The sequence below is a fragment of the Kribbella amoyensis genome, assembly GCF_007828865.1.
In the GTDB taxonomy this organism is placed as follows: domain Bacteria; phylum Actinomycetota; class Actinomycetes; order Propionibacteriales; family Kribbellaceae; genus Kribbella; species Kribbella amoyensis.
In genome coordinates, this window is the sequence record NZ_VIVK01000001.1 from 4,283,754 (window position 1) to 4,305,220 (window position 21,467).

Consider the following 21,467-nt stretch of genomic DNA (forward strand, 5'->3'; position numbering starts at 1 on the left):
GGTTGGGTCGGCAGGTGATCACAGCGCGCGAGGTGGACCCGTTCGACGACGACCTGTTCGGCCGGTGGTACGCCGCGTTCCGGGCCGGAGCCGGGTACGAACGGCCCGACGCCCTGCTCGTCACCCGGGAGGCGCTCACGTACTCCCTGCGCAACCCGGGTGAGGCCAAGCGGCGGATCCCGGTCGGCGCGTTCGACGGGGACCGGCTGGTCGGCGCGATGCTGTTCGAGTACCGGCTGCTCGACAACCTGGACTCGGTCGAGGTGGAGATCGACGTTCCGCCGGCCGACCGCCGACGCGGTGCCGGTACCGTGCTCTGGCGTTGGGCGTCCGCACGGGCCCGGTCCCTCGGTCGCACGGTGATCCAGACCGAGCAGGGTGTGCCGTCGGAGCCGTGGCCGGGTGCCGTCTTCGCGGCCGGTCTCGGGTTCACGGTCGAGCATGTGGAGGATCACCTGGTCGTCCCGCTCCCGTACGACGAGGCGCGGCTCGAACGGTTGCGGTCGTCGGTGGGGGAGCTGGACGGGTACCGCCTGACGTCGTGGGCGGGGCCGTGTCCGGAGGAGCACCTGCAGGAGTACGCGGACCTGCACACCGCGATGGACCAGGACGTCCCCACCGGCGGGATGACGTGGAACCCGGCCCCGTGGACCGTGGACCGGATGCGCACCAACGAGGAACGGATGGCCGCCTCGTACCTCACCCTGGTGACAATGGCGCACACGCTCGACGGCACGCCCGCTGGGTACACGCAGCTCCACCTGATGCCGTCGGACCCGGACAACGCGATGCAGTCCGACACCCTGGTACTCCGCGACCACCGCGGCCACCGACTCGGCGTACACCTCAAACTGGCGAACCTGGACCAGCTGGCGAAGCACCGCAGTACGCAGGTCCGCCTGCACACGTGGACGGCCAAGTCGATCGCGGCGATGCGCCGGATCAACGACCAGTTCGGCTTCGTCCCGGTCGAGGAGAACCGCGAACTCGAGCTCACCGTCGCCAACCTCCGGCCGGCAGCCCGCGGCGTCGTCCTGGACGCGGAGAACCGGCTGCTCCTGATGCACTTCCGTTTCGACGACGGCAACGAGGTGTGGGCAACCCCGGGCGGCGGCGTGGAACCAGGCGAATCCCTGCACGACGCCCTGACCCGCGAACTCCGCGAAGAGATCGGCCTCGAACCCCCGGCCGACCCACCCCACCTCTGGCACCAGCAAGTAGTTGCCCAAGGCCACGCCACCGGCTACGACGGCGTCATCAACGACTACTTCCTGATCCGCGTCGACAGCCACCAAGCAGCCGGCACCATGTCGGCCGAAGAACTGGCCGAAGAAAACGTCCACGGCCACCGCTGGTGGACCCAAGAAGAACTTCACACCCACCAAGGCCCCGCAACCTTCGCCCCACGAGCCCTCCCCACCCTCATCCACCACCTCCTCACCGAAGGCCCACCGGAAACTCCACATCTCCTGGGTCTGTGAGAGGTGTGGTTGAAGGGTGTGAGAAGAGCTGCCTGAGTTGGGGTTCGGGTTTAGCTTCGGGGGGTGAGTGGATCTGGTGATGCGGGGCCCTTGTTCGTGCCGACCCGGTGGTGAGCGGTCAGAGGTGGCGTTGCCAGCTCAGGTGGCCCTCGTCCATGGTGGCGTGACCGTCGGCCGCCTCCGCGACGGTGGGGTCATGGGTGGCGACGATGACAGCGGCCCCGCGATCGGCCTCGCGCCGGAGCAACTCGAGCACGCGCTCGCGGTTCGTACTGTCGAGCTCGCTGGTCGACTCGTCCGCCAGCACCACCCGACCCTGCTGGGACAGCCCGCGCGCCACCGCGACCCGCTGCTGTTCGCCACCGGACAGTTCCTCGACCAGGTGATCGCCGCTCTCCTCGAGCCCGACCGCCTTCAGCGCCTCGTCGATCACCCGGTCGACATCTTTCTTGCCCTCGGCAAGCAATGGCAGTTCGAGATTCTCCCGCGCGGTCAGGACCCGCGCCAGCCCGTTGCCCTGAGGCACCAGGACCACGCCCTGCTTGGCCGCCCCCGGTCGGTCCACCACCGGGACGCCGTCCAGCTCAACGGTGCCCGATCTCGGCGCGATCGCCCCGGCGAGGGCCCACAGCAACGAGCTCTTGCCGGCCCCCGACGGCCCGCTGACCGCGAGGACGAACCCCGGCGGAACACGGAGCGACACGTCCGCGACAGCCACCAGTTCGCCGTACGCGACCGTGAGGCCGGTCGCGGTGATGCCCTGGGTCGCGCTCATCGGGTGCCCTCCTGCTCGACCGGGCTGAGCCGGACCTCGCCGTCCTCGGTGGTGGTGACCCGGAGCAGCATGCCGGGTGGGAGCAGATCGGCGACGTGTGGCGGCAACGGCAGCGACCCGTCGCTCGCCACCACCGCGAACTCCTCGCCGGAGCGGCCCTCCGACGCGATCCGGCCGTCCCGGATCGTGATCGTCCGGGGCAGCGCGGCGGCGACGTCGGGGTCGTGGGTGATCAACAGCACCGTCATCCCGGTGGTCCGGTTGATGGTCGCGATCGCCGCCAGGATCTCGTCGCGGGCCTGGTGGTCGAGCTGGCTGGTCGGCTCGTCGGCCAGCAGCAGCCCGGGGAAGGTGGCGATCCCGACCGCGACCGCGGTGAGCTGGATCTGGCCGGGGGTGAGGGTATCGAGGTGTGCGTCGGCCTGACCGGTGAGGCCGACCAGCGCCAGTACCTCCTCGGGCGGCGGCAGGTCCCGGTCCCGCGGCGCGGCGCGCTGGGCGTACCGGACGTTGTCGATCGGCGTCAGGTACGGGATCAGGTTCCGGCCGGCGCCCTGGAGGACGATGCCGACGTCGGCCGAACGCATCCGGTCCAGCTCCGCCTCGGTCATCGTGGCGACGTTGTGGTCGCCGATGTGCAGCCGGCCCGCGCTGGGCGTGAGCAGCCCGCCGCACAGTTGGAGCAGGGTCGACTTGCCCGCGCCGGACGGACCGAGCAGGCCGACGAGTTCCCCTGGGCGGACAGAGATCCCGATCCCGGACAGTGCCGCGACGTCGTGGCCCTGGCTGCGGTAGATGTGCACCAGCCCGCTGGTGGTGATCGCGAGTCCGCTCACTGGTGCACCATCCTTTGGTCAGTAACTGTGGATTGGTTGCTGATGCACCCGAGGTGCCGTCTGGTCACTGCCCTGCTCGCTTGACGTCTTGGACGTCCGTCATGAGATCTGCAGGGCCTGGCGGTTACCCGGGGCGTGCCGACCGTCGACAGGGCTGAGCGCCAGGGCTGTGTGCTGCGAGCGCCGATCAGTGAGCGAACCGGCAGCAGCGTCCCGGCACCACATAAGGGTGCCTCCCCACTGGGTCTAGCAGCGAGGAGGCTGACGTGAAGTCTGCCAGAAACACCCTGCCCGAAGAACCTCTCAACGCCGTCACAGCCGGCCTGGACTGGGCCCGCGACGACCACGCCGTATCGGTCGTCAACGCCCGCGGCCAAGAAGTCGACCGGTGCACCGTCGAACACACCGCCGCCGGCCTGCGCGACCTGATCGCCGTGCTGGGACGCAACGGTGTCGGCGAGGTCGCGATCGAACGACCCGACGGCCCGGTCGTCGATGCCCTTCTGCAAGCCGGTGTCACAGTGGTCGTGATCAGCCCGAACCAGGTCAAGAACCTCAGGAGCCGCTACGGATCGGCCGGCAACAAAGACGACCGATTCGACGCCTACGTCCTGGCCGACACCCTGCGCACCGATCGGGCCCGGCTCGCACCGCTCACCCCGGACAGCCCCGAAACCGTCGTACTGCGCCGCGCCTGCCGGACCCGCAAAGACCTCGTCGCTCACCGGGTCGCGGTCGCGAACCAGCTCCGCGCCCACCTGCGGAACGCTTTCCCCGGGGCAGTCGGGTTGTTCGCCGAGATCGATTCTCCGATCAGCCTGCAGTTCCTGACCCGCTTCGACACCCAAGACCGCGCCGACTGGCTCTCGCCGAAACGCCTCGGCGCCTGGCTGGCATCGGTCGGCTACTCCGGCAAGAAAGACCCTGCCGCGCTGCACACCTACCTGCTCGCCGCACCCCGCGGTGCGACCGGCCACGACGCCACCTTGAACGCCCAGATCACCCACGCCCTGGTCGCACTGCTCACCACGCTGGTCGACCAGATCAAAACCCTCACCGGCCAGATCAGCGACCAGCTCACCACGCACACCGATCAGCACATCTTCACCAGCCTGCCCCGCTCCGGCCGCGTCCGCGCCGCCCGGCTCCTGGCCGAGATCGGCGACTGCCGCGCCCGCTTCCCCACCCCCGAAGCCCTCGCCTGCCTGGCCGGAGCCGCACCCTCGACCCGGCAATCGGGCAAACTCCGCACGGTCAGCTTCCGCTGGGCCTGCGACAAACAACTCCGCGACGCCGTCACCGACTTCGCCGGCGACTCCCGACGAGCCAACCCCTGGGCAGCCGACCTCTACGACCGAGCCCGATCCCGAGGCCACGACCACCCCCACGCCGTCCGCATCCTCGCCCGCGCCTGGCTGTTCGTCATCTGGCACTGCTGGCAAAACAACACCGCCTACAACCCCACCAAACACAACGCTCTGCAACACATCCTCAACCCCACCCAGCAGGAGGCGGGTTGACACAGGGCTTCTCATGACAGCTCCTCCTTGATCCGGCTGTAGCCGGCCCGCCGGTTCACCCCGGAGCCGAGCAGTACGGTCGTGGTCGTCAGGACCACGGTGCCGATCAGCCAGAGCACGCCCGCGACCGCCCAGTTGGTGCCGAGGTCGAGCGGGATCGGTGACGGCTCACCGGTCTCGGCGAACAGCGGGATCAGCGGCAGCGCGACCTTCGCGCCGACCACGCCGCAGATCGATCCGAGCAGGACGGCCAGCGTCACCGGTCCGGTCTGTTCCCAGCGCGCCGCCCGTCCGGTCGTCGACGCCGGGACGCCGGTGATCCGCAGGCTCGCGTAGTCCTGCGCCCGCGACCGCCACGAGGTGACCACCATCAGCAGCAGCACGATGATAGCCAGCGACCAGCCGGCCACACCGATGATGGGGGTGAGCTGCAGCGCGAGCGCACTGGCCGACCGCCCGTACGCCGCCTCGCGTTCGGCGCTGCGGTCGACCAGCCGGGCCTCCATCCCGGCCTGGCCGAGTGCGGCGATCGCCTGGTCGGCCTTGGCCAGCCCTTCCGCGGAGAGCCAGACCTCGAACGAAACGTTGCTCAGGGCAACCGTACCGCCGATCCGCCGGAGCGTCTCCAGATCGACCACGGCGGCGCGCTCGGGGAACCGGTTGATCGGACCGTGCAACCGATCGACCGGGCCGATCAGTTGCGCCAACCCGTCCAGCGCCGGGACCGTCGTACCCTCCTGGAGCGGGTAGCCACTGGTCACCAGCGCGGGGATCCGGACCGGAGCCGACCTGTGCTGCAGGACGGTTTCCAGACCCATGCTGGTGATCTGCAGGGTCAGACCCCCGGTCGGCCCGTCCTTGGCGACGACGCTGCCGACGTCCTTGCTGAGCTGCGGGATCTCGTCCCAGTCGCCCGCTGCGCCCAGCGGTGTGTTCGGGGTTCGCTCCGTCCCGAACTTGCTCAGCACGACCTCACCTTCGATCCCGGTCTGATCGTCCAGATCCCGGGCGATGCCGAGCCGCATCAGGCGGCAGCCACCCGCGCATCCCGGCGCCGTGGCGGTCAGGTCGACGGTCCGGCCCGGAACCAGCGGCAGCTTCGGGAAACTGACGACGTACCGGCCGCCGTCCCTGAGACTGACCATGGTGGCCTGGATGATCACCCATCGGGCCGGGTCCTGCTTCGGCGGTGGCGTCCCGTCGAGCGTCTTCGGCAGGACCGGTTTCATCGGCCCGGTGCTCGCGCTGACCCGCAGTCTCTCGCCCCGGAGCTCGATCGCGGCCGGTTCCCGCGGTGCCGTGAGCTGCTCGAATCCCTCCGAGTCGGTGAGGTCGCCGCCGTGGAACGCGATCCGGCGGAAGCTGTCCGGCTCGATCATGACCGTCCGCAGCGAGTCCGGCGCGGTCGTCCTCGCGACGAGGACGGGACTGAGCCACTGCCGCTCCTGGTCCAGGCCGTCGAGCGCCTTGGTGAAGTCGCCGAGCGAGGTCGCGTTGACCGAGAGGACGCCGGCCGCGCCCGCCTCGTACCCGGCCCTCGCCTGCCGGTTGTCGTTGGCCACCGACGCGGCCTGCCCGGCGAACGACACCAACGCGGTGGCCACCGCGACGACGGCGACGATCCGGGTGACGGCCGGCCGGCGGGATACCTGGAGAGCGCCGAGGGCCAGGCCGAGCCGCCCGGCCCGCAACGCTCGCCGGCTGATCAGGGCCGCGGCCGGCAGCAGCAGGTGGGCGAAGGTCAGACCGACGGCCAGCGCGAGCAACGTCGGAGTCAGTACCGGCAGGGGTCCCCGCCCACCACCGGTGAGCGCTCCGACGAGCCCGGCAGTCGCCAGCACGACGATGGCGACATCGGCGATCGCCACGGTTCTGGCGCGGCGCCGGGGGACGATCCGGCGGAGGAGCGTCGCGATGGGCTGGCGCGCGACCGACCGTACCGTCGACGCCGTGACAGCGAGGCCGACGGCCAGGGCGACGGCGACGGCGGCGGGCACCGTCCAGGGCAGTTCGAGCGGGGAGCCTCCGTCCAGCCAGGTCGCCCGCACCACCAGGAGCAGGCCGAAGCCGGTGCCCGCGCCCAGCAGCATCCCGGCCGTGACCGCGACGCCCAGTTCGAGCATGACCGCCCGGCCGGTCCGGCGTGCGCTCAGTCCGCGCAGCCGGGCGACGGCGAGCTCAGGTCTGCGCTGATCGACCACCGCGGCGAGAGCGAGCGCCAGCACGACGACACCGAACAGGGCGACCTGGACCATCACGAGCGGGATGATCGTCGCCGCCTGCCGGCGTTCCGCGTCGATCGAGTCGATCAGCCCGACCAGTCCCGAGTTGTTGCCGGCGTTGTAGGCGGGAGCCGCTGCTGTGTCCGCGACAGCGAGGCTCGCCGCCTTCAGCCGGTCCAGGTCGTCCACCCGGGTCAGCTCGGGCAGCGGCCTGGTGTCGAAGGTGCTGCGGTTGCCCCAGGCGTTCTGCTCGAAGGTGCTCCGGTCCGTCATCAGGTTGTCGAGCGCGCCGAACCGGTTGCCGATCTCCGGGAACGAGTGCCCGGTCGGCGGCCGGCCGTTCCAGTAGAGGTCTAGCGCGTCGCTGGGGACGTACAGGCCGACCACGGTCAGGACGCCCTTGCCGACGTACTGGTCCGGAACGACGTCGAACTTCTGGCCGACCTTGATGCTGTGGTTCGTGACGTCGACGGTCGACCCCACCACCTCGTTCGGCGCCTGCGGACAGCGGCCCTCCACCAGCTTGAGCCGCTCGCAGTACCCGTCGCGCCAAGTCAACCGGGTGGGGATCCTCGGTGCGGTGATCTGTGGGCCGGTGACCCAGGTGATGTCGACGTGCTCCCCGATCACCGGCGGACTGAACAGCGGGCGCAGGTCGGCCGGGACGAGTTCCTGGAGCTTCTCCGGCGCGGTCGGCCCGGACTTCGCCCGGCTCGAGGCCGGCGGCAGCGCCTCCAGTTGCCAGGAGGCGACCAGTGGCCGGTCGGTCAGCATCTCGGTGGTCACGGTCTGCTCGACCGCCCGGGAGAACCAGGGCGCGAACGCCGCGCAGGTGCCGATCAGCAGGCTGACCCCGGCCAGGACCACCGCCTGGGACCATCGGTACCGCAAGGCGCGCCGCAGAAACATCTTTCCGTACCCCCCAGGACTCCGTGAAACCCTGCCGAGAACTTACGGAGTGACCGGTGTCACCGTCAGGACGTCGGTGGGCACCGATGCACTTTCGTTGCCTGGTCGGCTGGTTCCGCGCCGTCCATAACTACCCAGTGACAACCGCCGGTCACCGTGGGTCGATGCGGACACCGGTTCGCCCGGTTGGAGATGCTGGTCCGATGACGGATCCAAAGGTCACGCTGGAGCTGGACAGGCCGCAGGGTGGATCACTCGACGCACTGATGACCCTGCCGGCCGGCGAGGTCCGCGCCTACGCCGTACTGGCGCACTGCGCACCCGAGACCGTCGAGGTCATCGCCGAGACCCTGAACCAGGCCGGCATCGCCGTGCTCGCCTTCGAGATCGGGCCCGCCGGTGCGGTCGCGGACGTGGTCCTGGCGGCGTACCACCTGCGCGCCAACTACGAGTCGCCGGAGCTGCTGATCGGTCACTCGCTCGGTGGCGTCGCGGTACTGTCGGCGTCCCACCTGGTCCCCGGGATCAGCGCGGTAGTGACGATCAACGCGTCGGCCGGCGAGATCCCGCCGCCGCGGACCGCGTTGCTCGTGATGCACGCGCCGACCGACCAGCAGGTCGGGATCCAGAACGCCGGCAGCCTGTTCGTCGCGGCCCGGCACCCGAAGTCGTTCCTGGCCCTCGACGGCGCCGACCACCTGCTGACCGAGTCCGCCGACGCCGCCTACGCGGCCACGATGCTGGCCGCTTGGGCCACGCGGTACCTGCGGGTTCCGGCCCGGGGACTGCCCAGCGCGCAGCCGGACGGCTCGCTCACTCAGCGTCGTACCAGCTGACGGATGCCGCCAGGTGCTCCGGCCGGTGGTCGGGGTAGGTTCGGACCCATGCGTGAATCCCAGCTAGGTGAACTGACCGTTTCCAGCCTCGGCCTCGGCTGTATGGGGATGTCACAGTCCTACGGCGTCCAGAACGACGAAGCCGAGTCGATCGCGACCGTGCACGCGGCGATCGATGCCGGCTGCACCTTCATCGACACCGCCGACGTGTACGGCGACGGCGCCAACGAGGAGCTCGTCGGCCGCGCCCTGGCCGGCCGGCGCGACCAGGCGGTGCTGGCCACCAAGTTCGGGTTCAAGCGGGCCCAGCCCAGCGACTCGATGCCGAACGTCGTCGACGGCAGCCCGGAGTACTCCCGGGTCGCGCTCGACGCCTCGCTGCGGCGGCTCGGCGTCGAGCACATCGACCTGTGGTACCTGCACCGGCGCGACCCGAACGTGCCGATCGAGGAGACCGTCGGCGCGATGGCCGAGGCGGTCCAGGCCGGCAAGGTCCGGTACCTCGGGCTGTCCGAGGTGTCCGGTGACACCCTGCGGGCCGCGCACGCGGTGCACCCGATCTCGGCCGTCCAGAGCGAGTGGTCGCTGTGGACCCGCGACCCGGAGACCGGGATCCTGCCGACGCTGCGCGAGCTCGGGGTCGGGTTCGTCCCGTTCAGCCCGCTCGGCCGCGGCTTCCTGACCGGCCAGATCAAGTCTCCGGCGGACTTCGAGCCGGACGACATGCGCCGCGAGATGCCCCGGTTCACCGGTGAGAACTTCCAGAAGAACCTGGACCTGGTCGAAAAGGTCCGCGAGCTCGCCGCCGCCCGGGGCGTCACCGCGGGTCAGCTCGCGCTCGCCTGGCTCCTTGCCCAGGGCAATGACGTGGCCCCGATCCCGGGGACCAAGCGGCGCAAGTACCTGGCCGAGAACCTCGGCGCCGTCGACGTCGAGCTGACCGCGGCCGAACTGGCAGCGCTGGACGCCGCGTTCCCGCCGGACGCGGTGGCAGGTGATCGGTACAACGCGGGCGGCATGAGCATGGTCGGCAAATGAGCTCAGCCGACGGCTCCGCGGCCGGGCCGATCGCGGTGACCGGGTCGACCGGTCGACTGGGATCACGGGTGGCCCGGCTGCTGGCCGAGAGCGGGATCCGGCAACGTCTCGTCGTCCGGGATCCCGCTCGCGCGCCCGAGTTGCCCGGCGCGGAGGTGGCGCAGGCCTCGTACGGGGACCACCCCGCGCTGGTGAACGCGTTGCACGGGGTGGAGACCCTGTTGTTGCTCAGCGCCACCGAGACCGCCGACCGGGTTTCCTTGCACAAGGCAACCGTCGACGCGGCGGTGGCGGCCGGGGTCCGCCGGATCGTGTACACCTCGTTCGTGGGTGCGACCGCGAACGCGACTTTCACGTTCGCCCGGGACCACTGGCACACCGAGCAGCACCTGCGGGCGAGCGGCGCGGACTTCACCTTCCTGCGGGACAACCTGTACCTCGACTTCGTCCCCGGGTTCGTCGGCGAGGACGGCGTGATTCGTGGTCCCGCGGGAGACGGCCGGGTGGCCGCGGTCGCCCGGGACGACGTGGCGGCGGTGGCGGCACGGGTACTGGTGGACCCGCGGCACAACGGCGCGACGTACGACCTGACCGGGCCGGAGGCGTTCACCCTGACCGAGGCGGCCGCGTGGATCTCGGACGCGGGCGGCCAGAAGGTCCGGTACGAGCCGCAGACGCTGGACGAGGCGTACCGCTCCCGCGAACAGTACGGTGCCCCTTCCTGGGAGGTGGCCGGCTGGGTCACGTCGTACGCGGCCATCGCCAGCGGGGACCTGAGCGAGGTGTCCAGCGCGGTCGAGGAGATCACCGGGCGGCCACCGATCGGCCTGCGCGAGTACCTGGCCCGGGTTTGAGAGACTGGGGGCGTGCCGCTCTACCGTGACGAGGCGATCGTGCTCCGGACCCAGAAGCTGGGCGAGGCCGACCGGATCGCCACGCTCCTGACCCGGACCCACGGCAAGATCCGCGCCGTGGCGAAGGGGGTCCGCCGTACCTCGTCCCGCTTCGGCGCCCGGCTGGAACCGTTCAGCTACGTCGACCTCCAGCTCGCCACGGGACGCACCCTCGACGTGATCACCCAGGCCGAGTCGATCGCGGCGTACGGCGAACGCATCGTCAACGACTACGCCCGCTACACCACCGGTACCGTCCTGCTCGAAACCGCGGACCGCCTCGTCGTCGAGGAGAAGGAACCAGCCACCCAGCAACACCTCCTCCTCGCCGGTGCCCTCCGCGTCCTCTCAACGGGCGAACGCGAACCACGCCTGGTCCTCGACTCCTTCCTCCTCCGCAGCCTGGCCATCTCCGGCTACGCCCCCTCGTTCGCCGACTGCGCCAAATGCGGCGAAGAAGGCCCCCACCGAGCCTTCAACCCCCAAGCCGGCGGCATGGTCTGCACCACCTGCCGCCCCCCAGCCTCAGCCATGCCCGCCCCAGCCACAGTCACCCTCCTCGCCGCCCTCCTCAGCGGCGACTGGCCAGTAGCGGAAAAGGCCGACTCAAGAACCAAAAGAGAAGCCGACACCCTGGTAGCGGCCTTCGTCGCCTGGCACCTCGACCGCCAACTCCGCTCCCTACCCCACCTCGACCTGAGCACCACCCAACAAACAACAATCGACCTCGCCTGACCTCAACACTCGCCGGTTGACTTCTCATCTATGAGGAACCACATCGCGGTGGTCTGATGCAGGGGCGGCGCGAAAATCAACGTAGCTTGTGCCCGCTGGCGCGGATTGCTGCGCGAACCTATCGGCACCGGCTTGTCGTCCTTCTGAAATCGGATCTGTGTCTTGGCGCTGTCGATGCAGACGTCAAAGACGACCTTCGGCTGCGCGGCGCGGAGCTCGACGGACTTCGCAACAGTTGAGACGTCGGCGACTTCGCCCGCTCGGTACCAGCCGTACTTCTTGTACTGGTTCACGGAATGGTCGACCTCGATGAGCCAGTTGCCACCGTTACCAGCCTTCGCGAGCGCGGCGCGAGTGGACTTGGCCGGGGCTTTCATCGCGGCGTCGATGGCCGCGCGGGCAGCGGCGTAGCGTGCCTTGGCCGCCTCGATCGCCTGCGACTCCTCGGCACTCCACCGTGGAGGTTCTGGGGAGGTTGACGAGGAGACTGCGGTAGAAGGGAGCGACGTCGTCCCAGAGTGTCCGGCTTCGGGTGATCCTTGGCAGGCGGCCAAGGCGAGGACAACTGCGCAAGCCGCTGCCGTTGCGAAGGAGACCGGTCGGCGGATCATTCGGACGTCCCCGTCTCAATCGAGGGTTGGAGGGCAGACAGTGCTCCACTCAACGGGCGTGGTGATGTTTTATCCACAGGGCTGCTGCGTGGAAGGAATTTGTGTTCCTCCACCATCTGAATCAACCAACACAGGCACAGCCTCTCCGATCTGCAGGCCTGTTGCTGCCTGCTGAGTCATCGAGATCTGTCCGCTGTCGCCAAGCGTGCTCTGCCAGGTGATGTCCCACTGCGCCGCCGCGTTGACGGTGTATTTGCAGTCAGCCTGCTCTCGCGAAGTCTTGGCGTACCGGTGTCCGCAGTCAGGTGAGTCCTTGATGCCCATCGCCTTGTCGTACGGTGTGCCGGCGGTCTCACAGCGCACAGTCTTGCCGTCACCCATGGGGACTGCCCCGAGTTCAGTTGACTCGTGGGGTGTGGTGGTTCAGGCCGCGAGTACGACCGGTTGAAGTGTCTCAAACTCGATGGGTGTGAGTTTGCCGAGGCCGCGTTGGCGGCGTCGGCGGTGGTAGGTGGTCTCGATCCAGGACACGATCGCCAGACGCAGTTCGTGTCTGGTGGTCCAGCGTCGTCGGTCCAGAACATTCTTCTGCAGCAGGGCGAAGAATGACTCCATCGCGGCGTTGTCGCCGCAAGCTCCGACGCGGCCCATTGATCCGCGCAGCTGGTAGGCCTTCAAGACCCGGACGAATTTCGTGGACCGGAACTGGCTGCCGCGATCCGAGTGCACGATCAGATTGGCAGTTGGTGCCCGCAAGGCGATCGCGTTCCGCAGCGCTGACACCGCCAGGGACGCCTTCATTCGTGACCCGATCGAGTAACCGACGATCCGGTTGGAGTAGACGTCCTTGATCGCGCAGAGGTAGAGCTTGCCCTCAGCTGTGGCGTGTTCGGTGATGTCGGTCAGCCAGATCAGGTTCGGTCCGGCCGCGCTGACCCCGCGTTTCACCAGGTCGTCGTGCACCGGTGGGCCGGCCTTGCGGGTCAGGCCGCGTTTCTTGGCGTGGATCGACCAGATCCGCTCCTGCGAGCACAACCTGGCGACCCGGTTCTCACCCGCGGCGACTCCGGCGTCGGCGAGCTCGTCGGCGATCAACCGGTACCCGAACGTCGGGTCATCGGCGTGAATGTCGATGGCGACGTTGATCAGGTGCGCATCGTCGAAATCTCTTTGCGTGACAGGATTCTTGCGCCACTTGTAGAAGGCTTGGGTGGTGAAGCCGAGTACCCGGCAGGTCACCGCGACAGGGATCGCGTCGGCGGCGAGGTCAAGGACCAGCGGGTACATCATTTTGGGTTGACGTCGCGGGCGAAGTAGGCCGCGGCGCGCCGCAAGATCTCGTTCTCCTGCTCCAACTGCCGGTTGCGCTTCTTCACCTCGCGCAGCTCAGCCGACTCCTCCCGAGTGGCGCCCGACTGGTGACCGTCCTCGATATCGGCCAGCTTCAGCCAGCGCTGCAGACACGACACGGAAATCCCGAAGTCCTTCGCGACCTGCGCGATCGGCGCCTCACCCTTGCGGGCAACCGCGACCACATCACGACGGAACTCCAACGGAAACGCTTTCGGCACGACAGACATCCTTCCAGCAAGGACCCAAGTCCTCACAGATCAGGAGTCAACCGAACCCGGGGCAGTCCCATGGACCAGTTCAGTGCTTTGACCTGCGCGGTAGCTGTCACCGTCAAACCAGGGACACTTGCCTGCCGCACGATGGGACCCCAGGTGTTCTCGGATTTGTCCACCCACAGCCAGACCGGCATGTTCACCAACCCAATCTGACCGGCGCCGGGAGCGGTACGAATCTGGGGCTTCCCCAGTTGCATGGAGGCAATCGCTCGGTACGCAAGCGTCTCAGGGTCGATGACGACCGTGTCAGGTTCCCCTGGCAACCAGACCCATCTGGTCACGATATGACGGCCCTCGTCGTACCCCTGCTCCCGAAGGCACGCCCAGATCGACCCCTCGGTGTGACCTTGCCAGCGCGGATCGGAGTACGGAGGCTGAGGCGTCTCACGCTGGAGGTAACACTGCTGGCTGTTCGACCAATTGCCTAGCTCGCTGTTGGTGCACGCCTGCGGTGTACCGCCGAAATTGCAGACCTGCTTGACCTTCTTGGCGCCGGGCTTGGATTGATCCTCTCCGTCGCCGGCTCGGTTAGTGTCCTTGATCAGGAACCAATTGCAGGTGAATTCGGTCGTCGAGCACCGGAGCACGTACTCCGGCCCAGGCTTTGGTGGGATGTCGATCTTGGGGTCCGGATCTGCATTCGCATGTGTCGATGACAGGAAGAGGATCCCGAAAGCAAGCACGCCGCTCGCGAGGATCGGTCTCAACATTTGCCGAGACCTTTCTCTTCGACCACGAACCACATCTTCGTCGGCTTGCCGGTCGGCGATGCGTAGACCAGCTTGGCGCGGAAGGCGACGCGGCGCCCCGACTTCGAGCCGACGTGCACTGGCTTGCCGTCCTTCTGGAAATGCAGGGAAGTGCCGGCGCTGTCAACACACGACTTCAACTGAACGGTCGGTTGCTCAGAATCCAGAGCGACAGACTCCACCGCCAGCGATGCGATCTTGACTGAGCCCGAGCGATACCACCCGTCGTTGCGTAGGGAGCGCACATCGCCAATGGCAGCAATGAGCCACTCCCCGCCGAGGCCGGCGGCTTCAAGCGGCTCGCGGCTGGACTGTGTGGGATTGGCGAGTGCCTTGTCGATCGCAGCGCGAGCTGTCTTGTACCGCGCGGTGGCGGCGTCTATCGCCTGTTGTTCTTCGGGGGTCCAGGTGGTGGTTGGGGTTGGCGACGGGGTTGTGGTGGTGGTGGTGGTGGTGGATGTGGACGGGGCTGGGTCGGGGCGGCCGGCTTCCGGGGAGTCGTTGCAGGCTGTGAGTGTGAGGGTGGCGCACACTGCGAGGGCTGCTACGGCTTGCGGGCGGCGGCTCATCTGGCTCCGTTCGGGCTGCGGACGGTAGTCGGGGACTGCGGACGGTAATAGGTTGCCATACGGAGGGTGTGCTGGGGCTGGGGTTATCCACAGGCTGCAGGAAGTTGCAGTGTGGGGGTGCTGACGGGGTTACGTTGAGTGGTGTACGTGGTTTCGCGCTCCTTGGGTGGGCGGGGTGCGGGGCGCGATCTCGGGGTTGGGGCGGGCGTCCGGGTGGGGCTCGGGGTTTGGCAGACTCGGGGTTATGTCGCCTTTGGGTCGTCGTCGGGGTCGTGGGGATGTCGGTGCTCGGGTGGGGGAGGTTGTTGCTCCTGACCCGCATCCTTCGGGAGCTCGGCCGCCGTCGATCCCGGCGGAATTGGTGCCTCGGCATGTGGCGATCGTGATGGACGGGAACGGCCGGTGGGCGAAGGCTCGGGGGTTGCCCCGGACCGAGGGGCACAAGATGGGGGAGGCGTCGCTGCTCGACGTCATCAAGGGTGGGATCGAGATCGGGGTGAAGTACATCTCGGCGTACGCGTTCTCGACGGAGAACTGGGCGCGGTCGCCGGAGGAGGTGCGCTTCCTGATGGGGTTCAACCGGGACGTGATCCATCGGCGCCGGGACGAGCTGGACGCGATGGGGGTCCGCGTCGTCTGGTCGGGGCGGCGGCCGCGGTTGTGGAAGTCGGTGATCGACGAGCTGGAGTACGCGCAGGAGCGGACCAAGAACAACAGCACGATCACCCTGCAGTTCTGCGTGAACTACGGCGGTCGGGCCGAGATCGCCGACGCGATGCGGTCGATCGCGCGGGATGTTGCCGAGGGCAAGATCAAGCCGGACCGGATCAACGAGACCACGGTCGCTCGGCACTTGTACGCGCCGGACGTGCCGGAGGTGGACCTGTTCGTCCGGTCGTCGGGGGAGCAGCGGACGTCGAACTTCCTCGTCTGGCAGCTGGCGTACGCGGAGATGGTCTTCCTGGACACGCTGTGGCCGGACTTCGACCGGCGCGATCTGTGGCGGGCGATCGAGCTTTACGCGCAGAGGGATCGGCGGTACGGCGGGGCTGTTCCTAACGAGGTCGCTGGCAGCTAGGTATCCAGGTGGGCAGGCTCAGCGGGCGCCGGGGGAGGGGAGGAGGCCTCTTTCGATGGCTACTGTGACGGCTCTTGTTCGGTCGTCTACTTCCAGTTTGGTGAAGAGGCGTTGGAGGTGGGTCTTTACTGTTGCCTCCCCGATGAACAACTCGCGGCCGATCTCCGCGTTGCTCAGCCCCCGCGCCACCGCTGCCAACACCTCCAGCTCACGCGGTGACGGCTGAGCGGCGGCCGGCGGCGCGGGCGTACGTAGGCGATTCATCAGCCGAGCCGCAACCGGCGGAGCCAACACCGTCTCGCCGCGAGAGGCCGCGCGGATGCCCTCCAGGAGCTCCGCATGCGGTGTGTCCTTCAGCAAGTACCCCGCAGCTCCAGCCTCGACCGCGTGCAGGATGTCGGTGTCGGTGTCGTACGTGGTCAGGACCAACACCTTCGTCGACGGGTATGTCGAGACGATCGCTCCCGTGGCCGAGACGCCGTCGCGCCGGGGCATTCGGAGGTCCATGAGGACCACGTCGGGGTTGGTGGCCGCTACTTGGGCGAGGGCTTCCTCGCCGTCGCCGGCTTCGGCTACCACCTCGATGTCCTCGGTGACGGCGAGCATGCCGATGAGGCCCGAGCGCACGACCGGGTGGTCGTCCACCACCAGGACCCGGACGGTTTCCGTCACGACTTCTCCTGTGTTGTCGAGGGGATGAGGACCTGGATGCGCGTACCGCGGCCGGGTGCGCTGTCGACCTGGACGGAGCCGCCGGACTCCTCCACCCGGCCACGCATCGCGGTGAGGCCGAAGCCGGTCGCCGGGGCGGCTGGTTCGAAGCCGGTACCGTCGTCGCGGATCTCGATGCCGAGCCCTTCCGCGGACCGGCCGAGCGTGATGCGTACCGACGTCGCGCCGGCGTGTTTGCGGATGTTGGCCAGCGCCTCCTGGGCCGCGCGGAGCAGGACCACCTGTTGTCCCTGCGGCAATGCGGCGACCTCGTCGTCGGGGAGGTCGAGGGTGACCTGGACGTCGATCCCGGTCTCGCCCGCGAACCGTTCGCCCTGGCGGCGCAGCACCTCGGCCAGGGTGGCCTCGTGCAATGCGACCGGCGTGAACGCCGCGACCAGGGCGCGGGCTTCGGCGAGGTTCTCCCGGGCGGTGTCCTCGATCGCGGCGAGCCGGGCCGCGACCCCGTCGACGCCACCGCGGCCGAGTTCGACCGAGGCGGTCTGGGAGAGCATCACGATGCTGGTCATGCCCTGGGCGAGAGTGTCGTGGATCTCGCGGGCCATCCGCTCCCGCTCGGCCATCACGCCGGCGGAGTGGTGCGCCTCGGCCAGCTCGTCCCGGGCCGCGTGCAGCTGGCGGATCAGCTCGGCGCGTTGCTCACTCTGCTCGATCACCTTCTCGATCCAGATCCCGAGCAGCATGCTCACCACCAGGCTGATGAGCATCCACGGGAGGATGTCCCGGAACGCCTCGTACGTCCAGCCGGCCGCGTACAGCTGAGCGGTACCGACCGCGACCAGCAGCGCGATGCTGTACAGGACGCCGTCCAGGATGCGCTCGTTGAGCAGCCAGATCTGCGGTGACGCGAGGAATAACAGGAAGATGCTCTGCGGGTACAGCATCACCAGGACCGCCATCGCGGCGATCAGCAGGACCCGGTACAGGTGGGCCCGCACGGGGGCGTGGTTCCCGATCGCGGGGCGGCCGATGAACTGGTACGCCAAGCCGAGCAGCGCCAGGACGCCGAGGAACACCAGCCGCGGTCCGCCAGTCAGGTCGTCTGAGAGGAGCGAGACCAGCGCGGTGATGGCGAGCATCGTGTAGAAGACCGCGTGCCAGACGACCAACGTCCGGGTCCACACCGCCTGACTCACGACTCCCTCCGTCTCCATGGTCGCCATTCTGACCCAAAGCCTCGGGCCGAACCGCACCCGCCCAGCCACGCCCGCCACGCCCGTCACGCGTCAGCCGGCGTCGCGCCGGGTCCAGCGGAAGACCCGCTGAGCGACGACCAGACCGACGACGAGCCACAGCGACAGCACGATCGCGCCGGTCCCGAGCTGCCACGAGCCGCCCGGCTCGTTCGCCTCGAACCCGTCCGGCAGGAACACCGACCGCATGCCCTGCGCCAGCCACTTCAGCGGGAAGATCTCGGCCACGGTCTGCATCCACGCGGGCAGGCTGCTGTAGACGAAGTAGACGCCGGAGATGAACTGCAGCAGCAGCACCACCGGGGTGATCACCGCGGACGCCGCCTTGCCGGAGCGTGGTACGACCGAGAACGCGATCCCGAGGACCGACCCGGACGCCGTGCCGAGAACGAAGATCCAGAGGAAGTTCAGCCACTTCGCCGGCTCGGTCGGCAGGTCGACCCCGAGCGCCAGCCCGGCCACCGCGAGCAGCAGCGTGAACTGCAGCACCGACGTGACCAGGACCAGCCCGATCTTGCCGATGAAGTAGGCCTGCGGCGACATCGGTGTCCCGCGCAGCCGCTTGAGCAGATCCTCGTCCCGCTCCATCGCGATGGTGACCGCGAGCGACTGGAAGCTGGTCAGGAAGATCCCGGAGGCGAGCATCCCCGGGGTGAAGTAGGTCGCCGCGTCGACGCCGTCGGCGAAGTCGGTCGTGCCGCCGAAGACCGCGGAGAAGATGCCCAGGAAGATGATCGGGAAGAAGAAGGTGAAGACCAGCTGGTCCCGCTCCCTGAAGAACTGCTTGACCTCGAGCGAGGTCCGGGACAGGCCGATCCGCAGTGTGGACGGCAGCGCGGTGGCGACGACGGTGTTCATCAGGCGGCTCCGACCTCGACGGCGGGCTCGGCGGCGGTACCGACGGACCCGATCAACTCCAGATAGACGTCTTCCAGGCTCGGCCGCCGGACCTGCAACTCCGGGACCTCGCCGCCGAACCGCTGCATCAGCCGCGCCACCTCGGCGGTCGGCTCGTCGGTCCGTACCTCGTGCGCTCCGTCGGCGTCCAGCCAGGACACCCGCGCGGTGCGGGCGCCGCGGCCGCCGAGGGTCTCCGGGGTTCCGACCTCGACCATCCGGCCGTCGGCGATCACTCCGACCCGGTCGGCCAGGTGCTCGGCCTCGTCCAGGTAGTGGGTGGTCAGCAGGATCGTGGTCCCCGCGGTCCGAAGGTTCTCGATCAGGGTCCAGAACTGCCGCCGTGCCTCCGGGTCGAACCCGGTGGTCGGCTCGTCCAGGAACAGCAGCTCCGGGTTCCCGATCACGCCGAGCGCGACGTCGAGGCGGCGCCGTTGCCCGCCGGAGAGCTTGCGGGTCCGGGTCTTGCGCTTGTCCTGCAGCCCGACCGAGGCGATCACCTCGTCGGGATCGCGCGGGTTCGGGTAGTACCCGGCGAAGTGGTGGACGAGTTCGGCGACGGACAGCTCCGCCTCGTCCCGGGACGACTGCGCGACGATCCCGAGCCGGGACCGCCACCGCCGGTCCCCGTGCGCCGGGTCGACGCCGAGCACGCTGATCTCGCCTTCGTCGGCCCGGCGGTACCCCTCCAGTACCTCCGTGGCCGTGGTCTTGCCGGCGCCGTTCGGCCCGAGCAGGGCGAACACCTCACCGCGGTGGATGTCCAGGTCGACCCCGTCGACGGCGACCTTGTCGGGGTAGCGCTTGACGAGTCCGCGGACCCGTACGGCGTAGTCGTTCTCGTTCATGGCTCAACTCTCGCCCGGGCCGGCCGGTCGCCGGGAGCGCCGGACGGGTGACCGGCTGTCCCCCGATCGGTGGACACGCGCGGCGGGGCTGACGGCGGGTACGGTCGGCGGCTAGCGTCGGGCACATGAGCCAGACAGTGCGTGGAGTCGTAGCCCTCAGCAAGGGCGCCCCGGTCACGATCGAGCAGATCACGATCCCGGATCCCGGGCCGGGCGAGGCGGTGGTCCAGGTGCAGGCCTGCGGGGTCTGCCACACCGACCTGCACTATCGCGAGGGCGGGATCAACGACGACTTCCCGTTCCTGCTCGGCCACGAGGCGGCCGGGATCGTGGAGAGCGTCGGCGAGGGGGTGACCGATGTCGCGCCGGGTGACTTCGTGGTGCTGAACTGGCGGGCCGTCTGCGGCAACTGCCGGGCCTGCCTGCGCGGCCGCCCGTGGTACTGCTTCAACACCCACAACGCCGAGCAGAAGATGACCCTTGCTGATGGCACCGAGCTCTCGCCGGCGCTGGGTATCGGCGCGTTCGCGGAGAAGACCCTGGTCGCGGCCGGGCAGTGCACCAAGGTGGATCCGGCGGCCAAGCCCGAGGTGGCCGGACTGCTCGGCTGCGGCGTGATGGCCGGCCTCGGTGCCGCGATCAACACCGGCAACGTCGGCCGCGGCGACTCGGTCGCGGTGATCGGCTGCGGCGGCGTCGGTACGGCGTCCGTCGTCGGCGCCCGGCTCGCCGGTGCCGCCCGGGTGATCGCGATCGACCTCGACGAGCGGAAGTTGTCCGTCGCGCAGGAGCTCGGCGCGACCCACACGATCAACTCGAAGGGCCTGGATCAGGACGGCGTGGTCGAGGCGGTGCAGGAACTCACCGGCGGCTTCGGCGCGGACGTGGTGATCGACGCGGTCGGTCGCCCGGAGACCTGGCAGCAGGCGTTCTACGCCCGCGACCTGGCCGGCACCGTGGTCCTGGTCGGCGTCCCGACCCCGGACATGCGGCTGGACATGCCGCTGCTCGACTTCTTCGGCCGCGGCGGATCGCTCAAGTCCAGCTGGTACGGCGACTGCCTGCCGAGCCGCGACTTCCCGCTGCTGATCGACCTGCACCTGCAGGGCCGGCTGCCGCTGGACCGGTTCGTCTCCGAGACGATCGCGCTGGACGACGTGGAGGCCGCGTTCGCCAAGATGCACCACGGTGACGTGCTGCGCTCGGTGGTGGTGTTCTGATGCCGGCCCGGATCGAGCGCCTGGTCACCTCGGGCACGTTCAGCCTCGACGGCGGGACGTGGGACGTCGACAACAACGTCTGGCTGATCGGTGACGACAGCGAGGTCCTGGTGATCGACGCGGCGCACGACGCCCAGCGGATCCTCGAGGCGGTGGGGGACCGGCGGGTGGTGGCCCTGGTCTGCACCCACGCGCACAACGACCACATCAACGCGGTCGGCGGCGTCCAGGCGGTCCTGAAGGTCCCGGTCTGGCTCAACTCCGCCGACCAGATGCTCTGGGCCGCGCTGTACGACGACGCGCCCGACCACGACCTGACCGACGGCACCACCTTCGAGGTCGCGGGGACGACGCTGCGGGCGATCCACACGCCCGGGCACAGCCCCGGCTCCACCTGCCTGTACGCCGAGGACCTCGACGCGGTGTTCACCGGCGACACCCTCTTCCACGGCGGCCCGGGTGCGACCGGCCGCTCGTACAGTGACAAGCCGACGATCCTGAAGTCCATCCGGGAGCGGCTGCTGACGCTGCCGTCCGGCACGGTCGTGCACACCGGTCACGGCGACACCACGACGATCGCCGCGGAGGCGAACGCCGCCGACTGAAATCCAACGCCCCGCGCCGGAGGTTCCGGCGCGGGGCACCAGCGGTCCGAGGACCGGCGATGCGGTTGCCTTAGGCAATCGATCGCCGGTCC

The 21,467-nt window shown here is 69.0% G+C and carries 21 protein-coding genes; 9 read left to right on the forward strand and 12 right to left on the reverse strand.

What is annotated here, in order from left to right; genetic code table 11:
- Positions 1-14 precede the first annotated feature (14 nt).
- Complete coding sequence (locus tag FB561_RS20265) at positions 15-1,481, forward strand: NUDIX domain-containing protein (protein ID WP_145808884.1); 1,467 nt, start codon at positions 15-17, stop codon at positions 1,479-1,481.
- A 118-nt stretch (positions 1,482-1,599) separates the two neighbouring features.
- On the opposite strand, the gene FB561_RS20270 is transcribed toward FB561_RS20265, so the two are convergent.
- Both FB561_RS20270 and FB561_RS20275 read right to left on the reverse strand, forming a co-directional pair.
- The gene (locus FB561_RS20270; RefSeq protein WP_145808886.1) at positions 1,600-2,256 is read right to left on the reverse strand and encodes an ATP-binding cassette domain-containing protein; all 657 of its coding nucleotides are present in this window, start codon (positions 2,254-2,256) and stop codon (positions 1,600-1,602) included.
- Positions 2,253-3,092, reverse strand: a complete 840-nt coding sequence (locus FB561_RS20275) for an ABC transporter ATP-binding protein (protein WP_145808888.1) — start codon at positions 3,090-3,092, stop codon at positions 2,253-2,255. The genes FB561_RS20270 and FB561_RS20275 overlap by 4 nt, the downstream gene beginning before the upstream one ends.
- Before the next feature lie 266 nt (positions 3,093-3,358).
- Here FB561_RS20275 and FB561_RS20280 point away from each other — a divergent pair, with 266 nt between their 5' ends.
- On the forward strand, positions 3,359-4,612 hold the full coding sequence (locus tag FB561_RS20280) for an IS110 family RNA-guided transposase (protein WP_145801888.1): 1,254 nt from the start codon (positions 3,359-3,361) through the stop codon (positions 4,610-4,612).
- Positions 4,613-4,623: 11 nt separating this feature from the next.
- Here FB561_RS20280 and FB561_RS20285 read toward each other — a convergent pair whose 3' ends face one another.
- A complete protein-coding gene (locus FB561_RS20285; RefSeq protein ID WP_145808890.1) occupies positions 4,624-7,743 on the reverse strand; it encodes an FtsX-like permease family protein in 3,120 nt (1,039 codons plus the stop codon).
- A gap of 203 nt (positions 7,744-7,946) precedes the next feature.
- Between FB561_RS20285 and FB561_RS20290 the strand changes: the two genes are divergently transcribed.
- From FB561_RS20290 to recO, 4 genes are read left to right on the forward strand one after another with little or no spacing between them, the layout of a single operon-like run.
- Positions 7,947-8,579, forward strand: coding sequence for an alpha/beta hydrolase family protein (locus FB561_RS20290; RefSeq protein WP_145808892.1), 633 nt, complete (start codon positions 7,947-7,949; stop codon positions 8,577-8,579).
- Between the two features lie 48 nt (positions 8,580-8,627).
- Positions 8,628-9,617, forward strand: a complete 990-nt coding sequence (locus FB561_RS20295; RefSeq protein ID WP_145808894.1) for an aldo/keto reductase — start codon at positions 8,628-8,630, stop codon at positions 9,615-9,617.
- Positions 9,614-10,471: an SDR family oxidoreductase gene (locus tag FB561_RS20300; RefSeq protein WP_145808896.1), complete on the forward strand. Its 858-nt coding sequence runs from the start codon at positions 9,614-9,616 to the stop codon at positions 10,469-10,471. The genes FB561_RS20295 and FB561_RS20300 overlap by 4 nt, the downstream gene beginning before the upstream one ends.
- Before the next feature lie 12 nt (positions 10,472-10,483).
- Positions 10,484-11,245 carry a DNA repair protein RecO gene (gene recO / locus FB561_RS20305; RefSeq protein WP_145808898.1) on the forward strand — a complete coding sequence of 254 codons (762 nt, stop codon included), beginning with the start codon at positions 10,484-10,486 and terminating at the stop codon, positions 11,243-11,245.
- A gap of 2 nt (positions 11,246-11,247) precedes the next feature.
- On the opposite strand, the gene FB561_RS20310 is transcribed toward recO, so the two are convergent.
- The 5 genes from FB561_RS20310 to FB561_RS20330 form a co-directional block, all read right to left on the reverse strand.
- Positions 11,248-11,856: a hypothetical protein gene (locus FB561_RS20310; RefSeq protein ID WP_145808900.1), complete on the reverse strand. Its 609-nt coding sequence runs from the start codon at positions 11,854-11,856 to the stop codon at positions 11,248-11,250.
- 69 nt (positions 11,857-11,925) lie between these two features.
- Positions 11,926-12,237, reverse strand: a complete 312-nt coding sequence (locus tag FB561_RS20315) for a hypothetical protein (RefSeq protein ID WP_145808902.1) — start codon at positions 12,235-12,237, stop codon at positions 11,926-11,928.
- Between the two features lie 42 nt (positions 12,238-12,279).
- A protein-coding gene (locus tag FB561_RS20320; RefSeq protein WP_145806198.1) for an IS3 family transposase occupies positions 12,280-13,427 on the reverse strand; the annotation gives its coding sequence in 2 pieces (ribosomal slippage) (positions 12,280-13,148 and positions 13,148-13,427; 1,149 coding nt in all).
- 32 nt (positions 13,428-13,459) lie between these two features.
- Positions 13,460-14,194: a hypothetical protein gene (locus FB561_RS20325; RefSeq protein ID WP_145808903.1), complete on the reverse strand. Its 735-nt coding sequence runs from the start codon at positions 14,192-14,194 to the stop codon at positions 13,460-13,462.
- A complete protein-coding gene (locus FB561_RS20330) occupies positions 14,188-14,802 on the reverse strand; it encodes a hypothetical protein (protein WP_145808906.1) in 615 nt (204 codons plus the stop codon). Before FB561_RS20330 ends, FB561_RS20325 begins: the two co-directional genes overlap by 7 nt.
- Positions 14,803-15,163: 361 nt before the next feature.
- On the opposite strand from FB561_RS20330, the gene FB561_RS20335 reads away from it, so the two are divergent.
- Entirely contained in the window at positions 15,164-15,880 is a 717-nt protein-coding gene (locus FB561_RS20335; RefSeq protein WP_238334928.1) for an isoprenyl transferase, read from the forward strand.
- Positions 15,881-15,898: 18 nt separating this feature from the next.
- Here FB561_RS20335 and FB561_RS20340 read toward each other — a convergent pair whose 3' ends face one another.
- From FB561_RS20340 to FB561_RS20355, 4 genes are all read right to left on the reverse strand, one after another.
- Positions 15,899-16,552 (reverse strand): response regulator transcription factor, encoded by a 654-nt coding sequence (locus FB561_RS20340; protein WP_145808910.1) that lies wholly within the window; start codon positions 16,550-16,552, stop codon positions 15,899-15,901.
- Positions 16,549-17,766, reverse strand: coding sequence for a sensor histidine kinase (locus FB561_RS20345; RefSeq protein WP_238334929.1), 1,218 nt, complete (start codon positions 17,764-17,766; stop codon positions 16,549-16,551). The genes FB561_RS20340 and FB561_RS20345 overlap by 4 nt, the downstream gene beginning before the upstream one ends.
- 72 nt (positions 17,767-17,838) lie before the next feature.
- Positions 17,839-18,663, reverse strand: coding sequence for an ABC transporter permease (locus tag FB561_RS20350; protein ID WP_145808914.1), 825 nt, complete (start codon positions 18,661-18,663; stop codon positions 17,839-17,841).
- A complete protein-coding gene (locus tag FB561_RS20355) occupies positions 18,663-19,550 on the reverse strand; it encodes an ABC transporter ATP-binding protein (RefSeq protein ID WP_145808917.1) in 888 nt (295 codons plus the stop codon). The genes FB561_RS20350 and FB561_RS20355 overlap by 1 nt, the downstream gene beginning before the upstream one ends.
- A 125-nt stretch (positions 19,551-19,675) precedes the next feature.
- On the opposite strand from FB561_RS20355, the gene FB561_RS20360 reads away from it, so the two are divergent.
- A complete protein-coding gene (locus FB561_RS20360; protein WP_145808919.1) occupies positions 19,676-20,770 on the forward strand; it encodes an S-(hydroxymethyl)mycothiol dehydrogenase in 1,095 nt (364 codons plus the stop codon).
- Positions 20,770-21,375: an MBL fold metallo-hydrolase gene (locus FB561_RS20365; RefSeq protein ID WP_202880682.1), complete on the forward strand. Its 606-nt coding sequence runs from the start codon at positions 20,770-20,772 to the stop codon at positions 21,373-21,375. The genes FB561_RS20360 and FB561_RS20365 overlap by 1 nt, the downstream gene beginning before the upstream one ends.
- The last annotated feature ends 92 nt before the right edge of the window (positions 21,376-21,467 follow it).

What these genes read in the sequence shown, in the direction of transcription:
- FB561_RS20270 (WP_145808886.1), bottom strand. Translation starts at nt 2,256, where the DNA reads ATGAGCGCGACCCAGGGCATCACCGCGACCGGCCTCACGGTCGCGTAC.
- FB561_RS20295 (WP_145808894.1), top strand. Translation starts at nt 8,628, where the DNA reads ATGCGTGAATCCCAGCTAGGTGAACTGACCGTTTCCAGCCTCGGCCTC.
- FB561_RS20345 (WP_238334929.1), bottom strand. Translation starts at nt 17,766, where the DNA reads ATGGAGACGGAGGGAGTCGTGAGTCAGGCGGTGTGGACCCGGACGTTG.
- FB561_RS20315 (WP_145808902.1), bottom strand. Translation starts at nt 12,237, where the DNA reads ATGGGTGACGGCAAGACTGTGCGCTGTGAGACCGCCGGCACACCGTAC.
- FB561_RS20325 (WP_145808903.1), bottom strand. Translation starts at nt 14,194, where the DNA reads ATGTTGAGACCGATCCTCGCGAGCGGCGTGCTTGCTTTCGGGATCCTC.
- FB561_RS20290 (WP_145808892.1), top strand. Translation starts at nt 7,947, where the DNA reads ATGACGGATCCAAAGGTCACGCTGGAGCTGGACAGGCCGCAGGGTGGA.
- FB561_RS20350 (WP_145808914.1), bottom strand. Translation starts at nt 18,663, where the DNA reads ATGAACACCGTCGTCGCCACCGCGCTGCCGTCCACACTGCGGATCGGC.
- FB561_RS20365 (WP_202880682.1), top strand. Translation starts at nt 20,770, where the DNA reads ATGCCGGCCCGGATCGAGCGCCTGGTCACCTCGGGCACGTTCAGCCTC.
- FB561_RS20330 (WP_145808906.1), bottom strand. Translation starts at nt 14,802, where the DNA reads ATGAGCCGCCGCCCGCAAGCCGTAGCAGCCCTCGCAGTGTGCGCCACC.
- FB561_RS20310 (WP_145808900.1), bottom strand. Translation starts at nt 11,856, where the DNA reads ATGATCCGCCGACCGGTCTCCTTCGCAACGGCAGCGGCTTGCGCAGTT.
- FB561_RS20360 (WP_145808919.1), top strand. Translation starts at nt 19,676, where the DNA reads ATGAGCCAGACAGTGCGTGGAGTCGTAGCCCTCAGCAAGGGCGCCCCG.
- FB561_RS20355 (WP_145808917.1), bottom strand. Translation starts at nt 19,550, where the DNA reads ATGAACGAGAACGACTACGCCGTACGGGTCCGCGGACTCGTCAAGCGC.
- FB561_RS20300 (WP_145808896.1), top strand. Translation starts at nt 9,614, where the DNA reads ATGAGCTCAGCCGACGGCTCCGCGGCCGGGCCGATCGCGGTGACCGGG.
- FB561_RS20285 (WP_145808890.1), bottom strand. Translation starts at nt 7,743, where the DNA reads ATGTTTCTGCGGCGCGCCTTGCGGTACCGATGGTCCCAGGCGGTGGTC.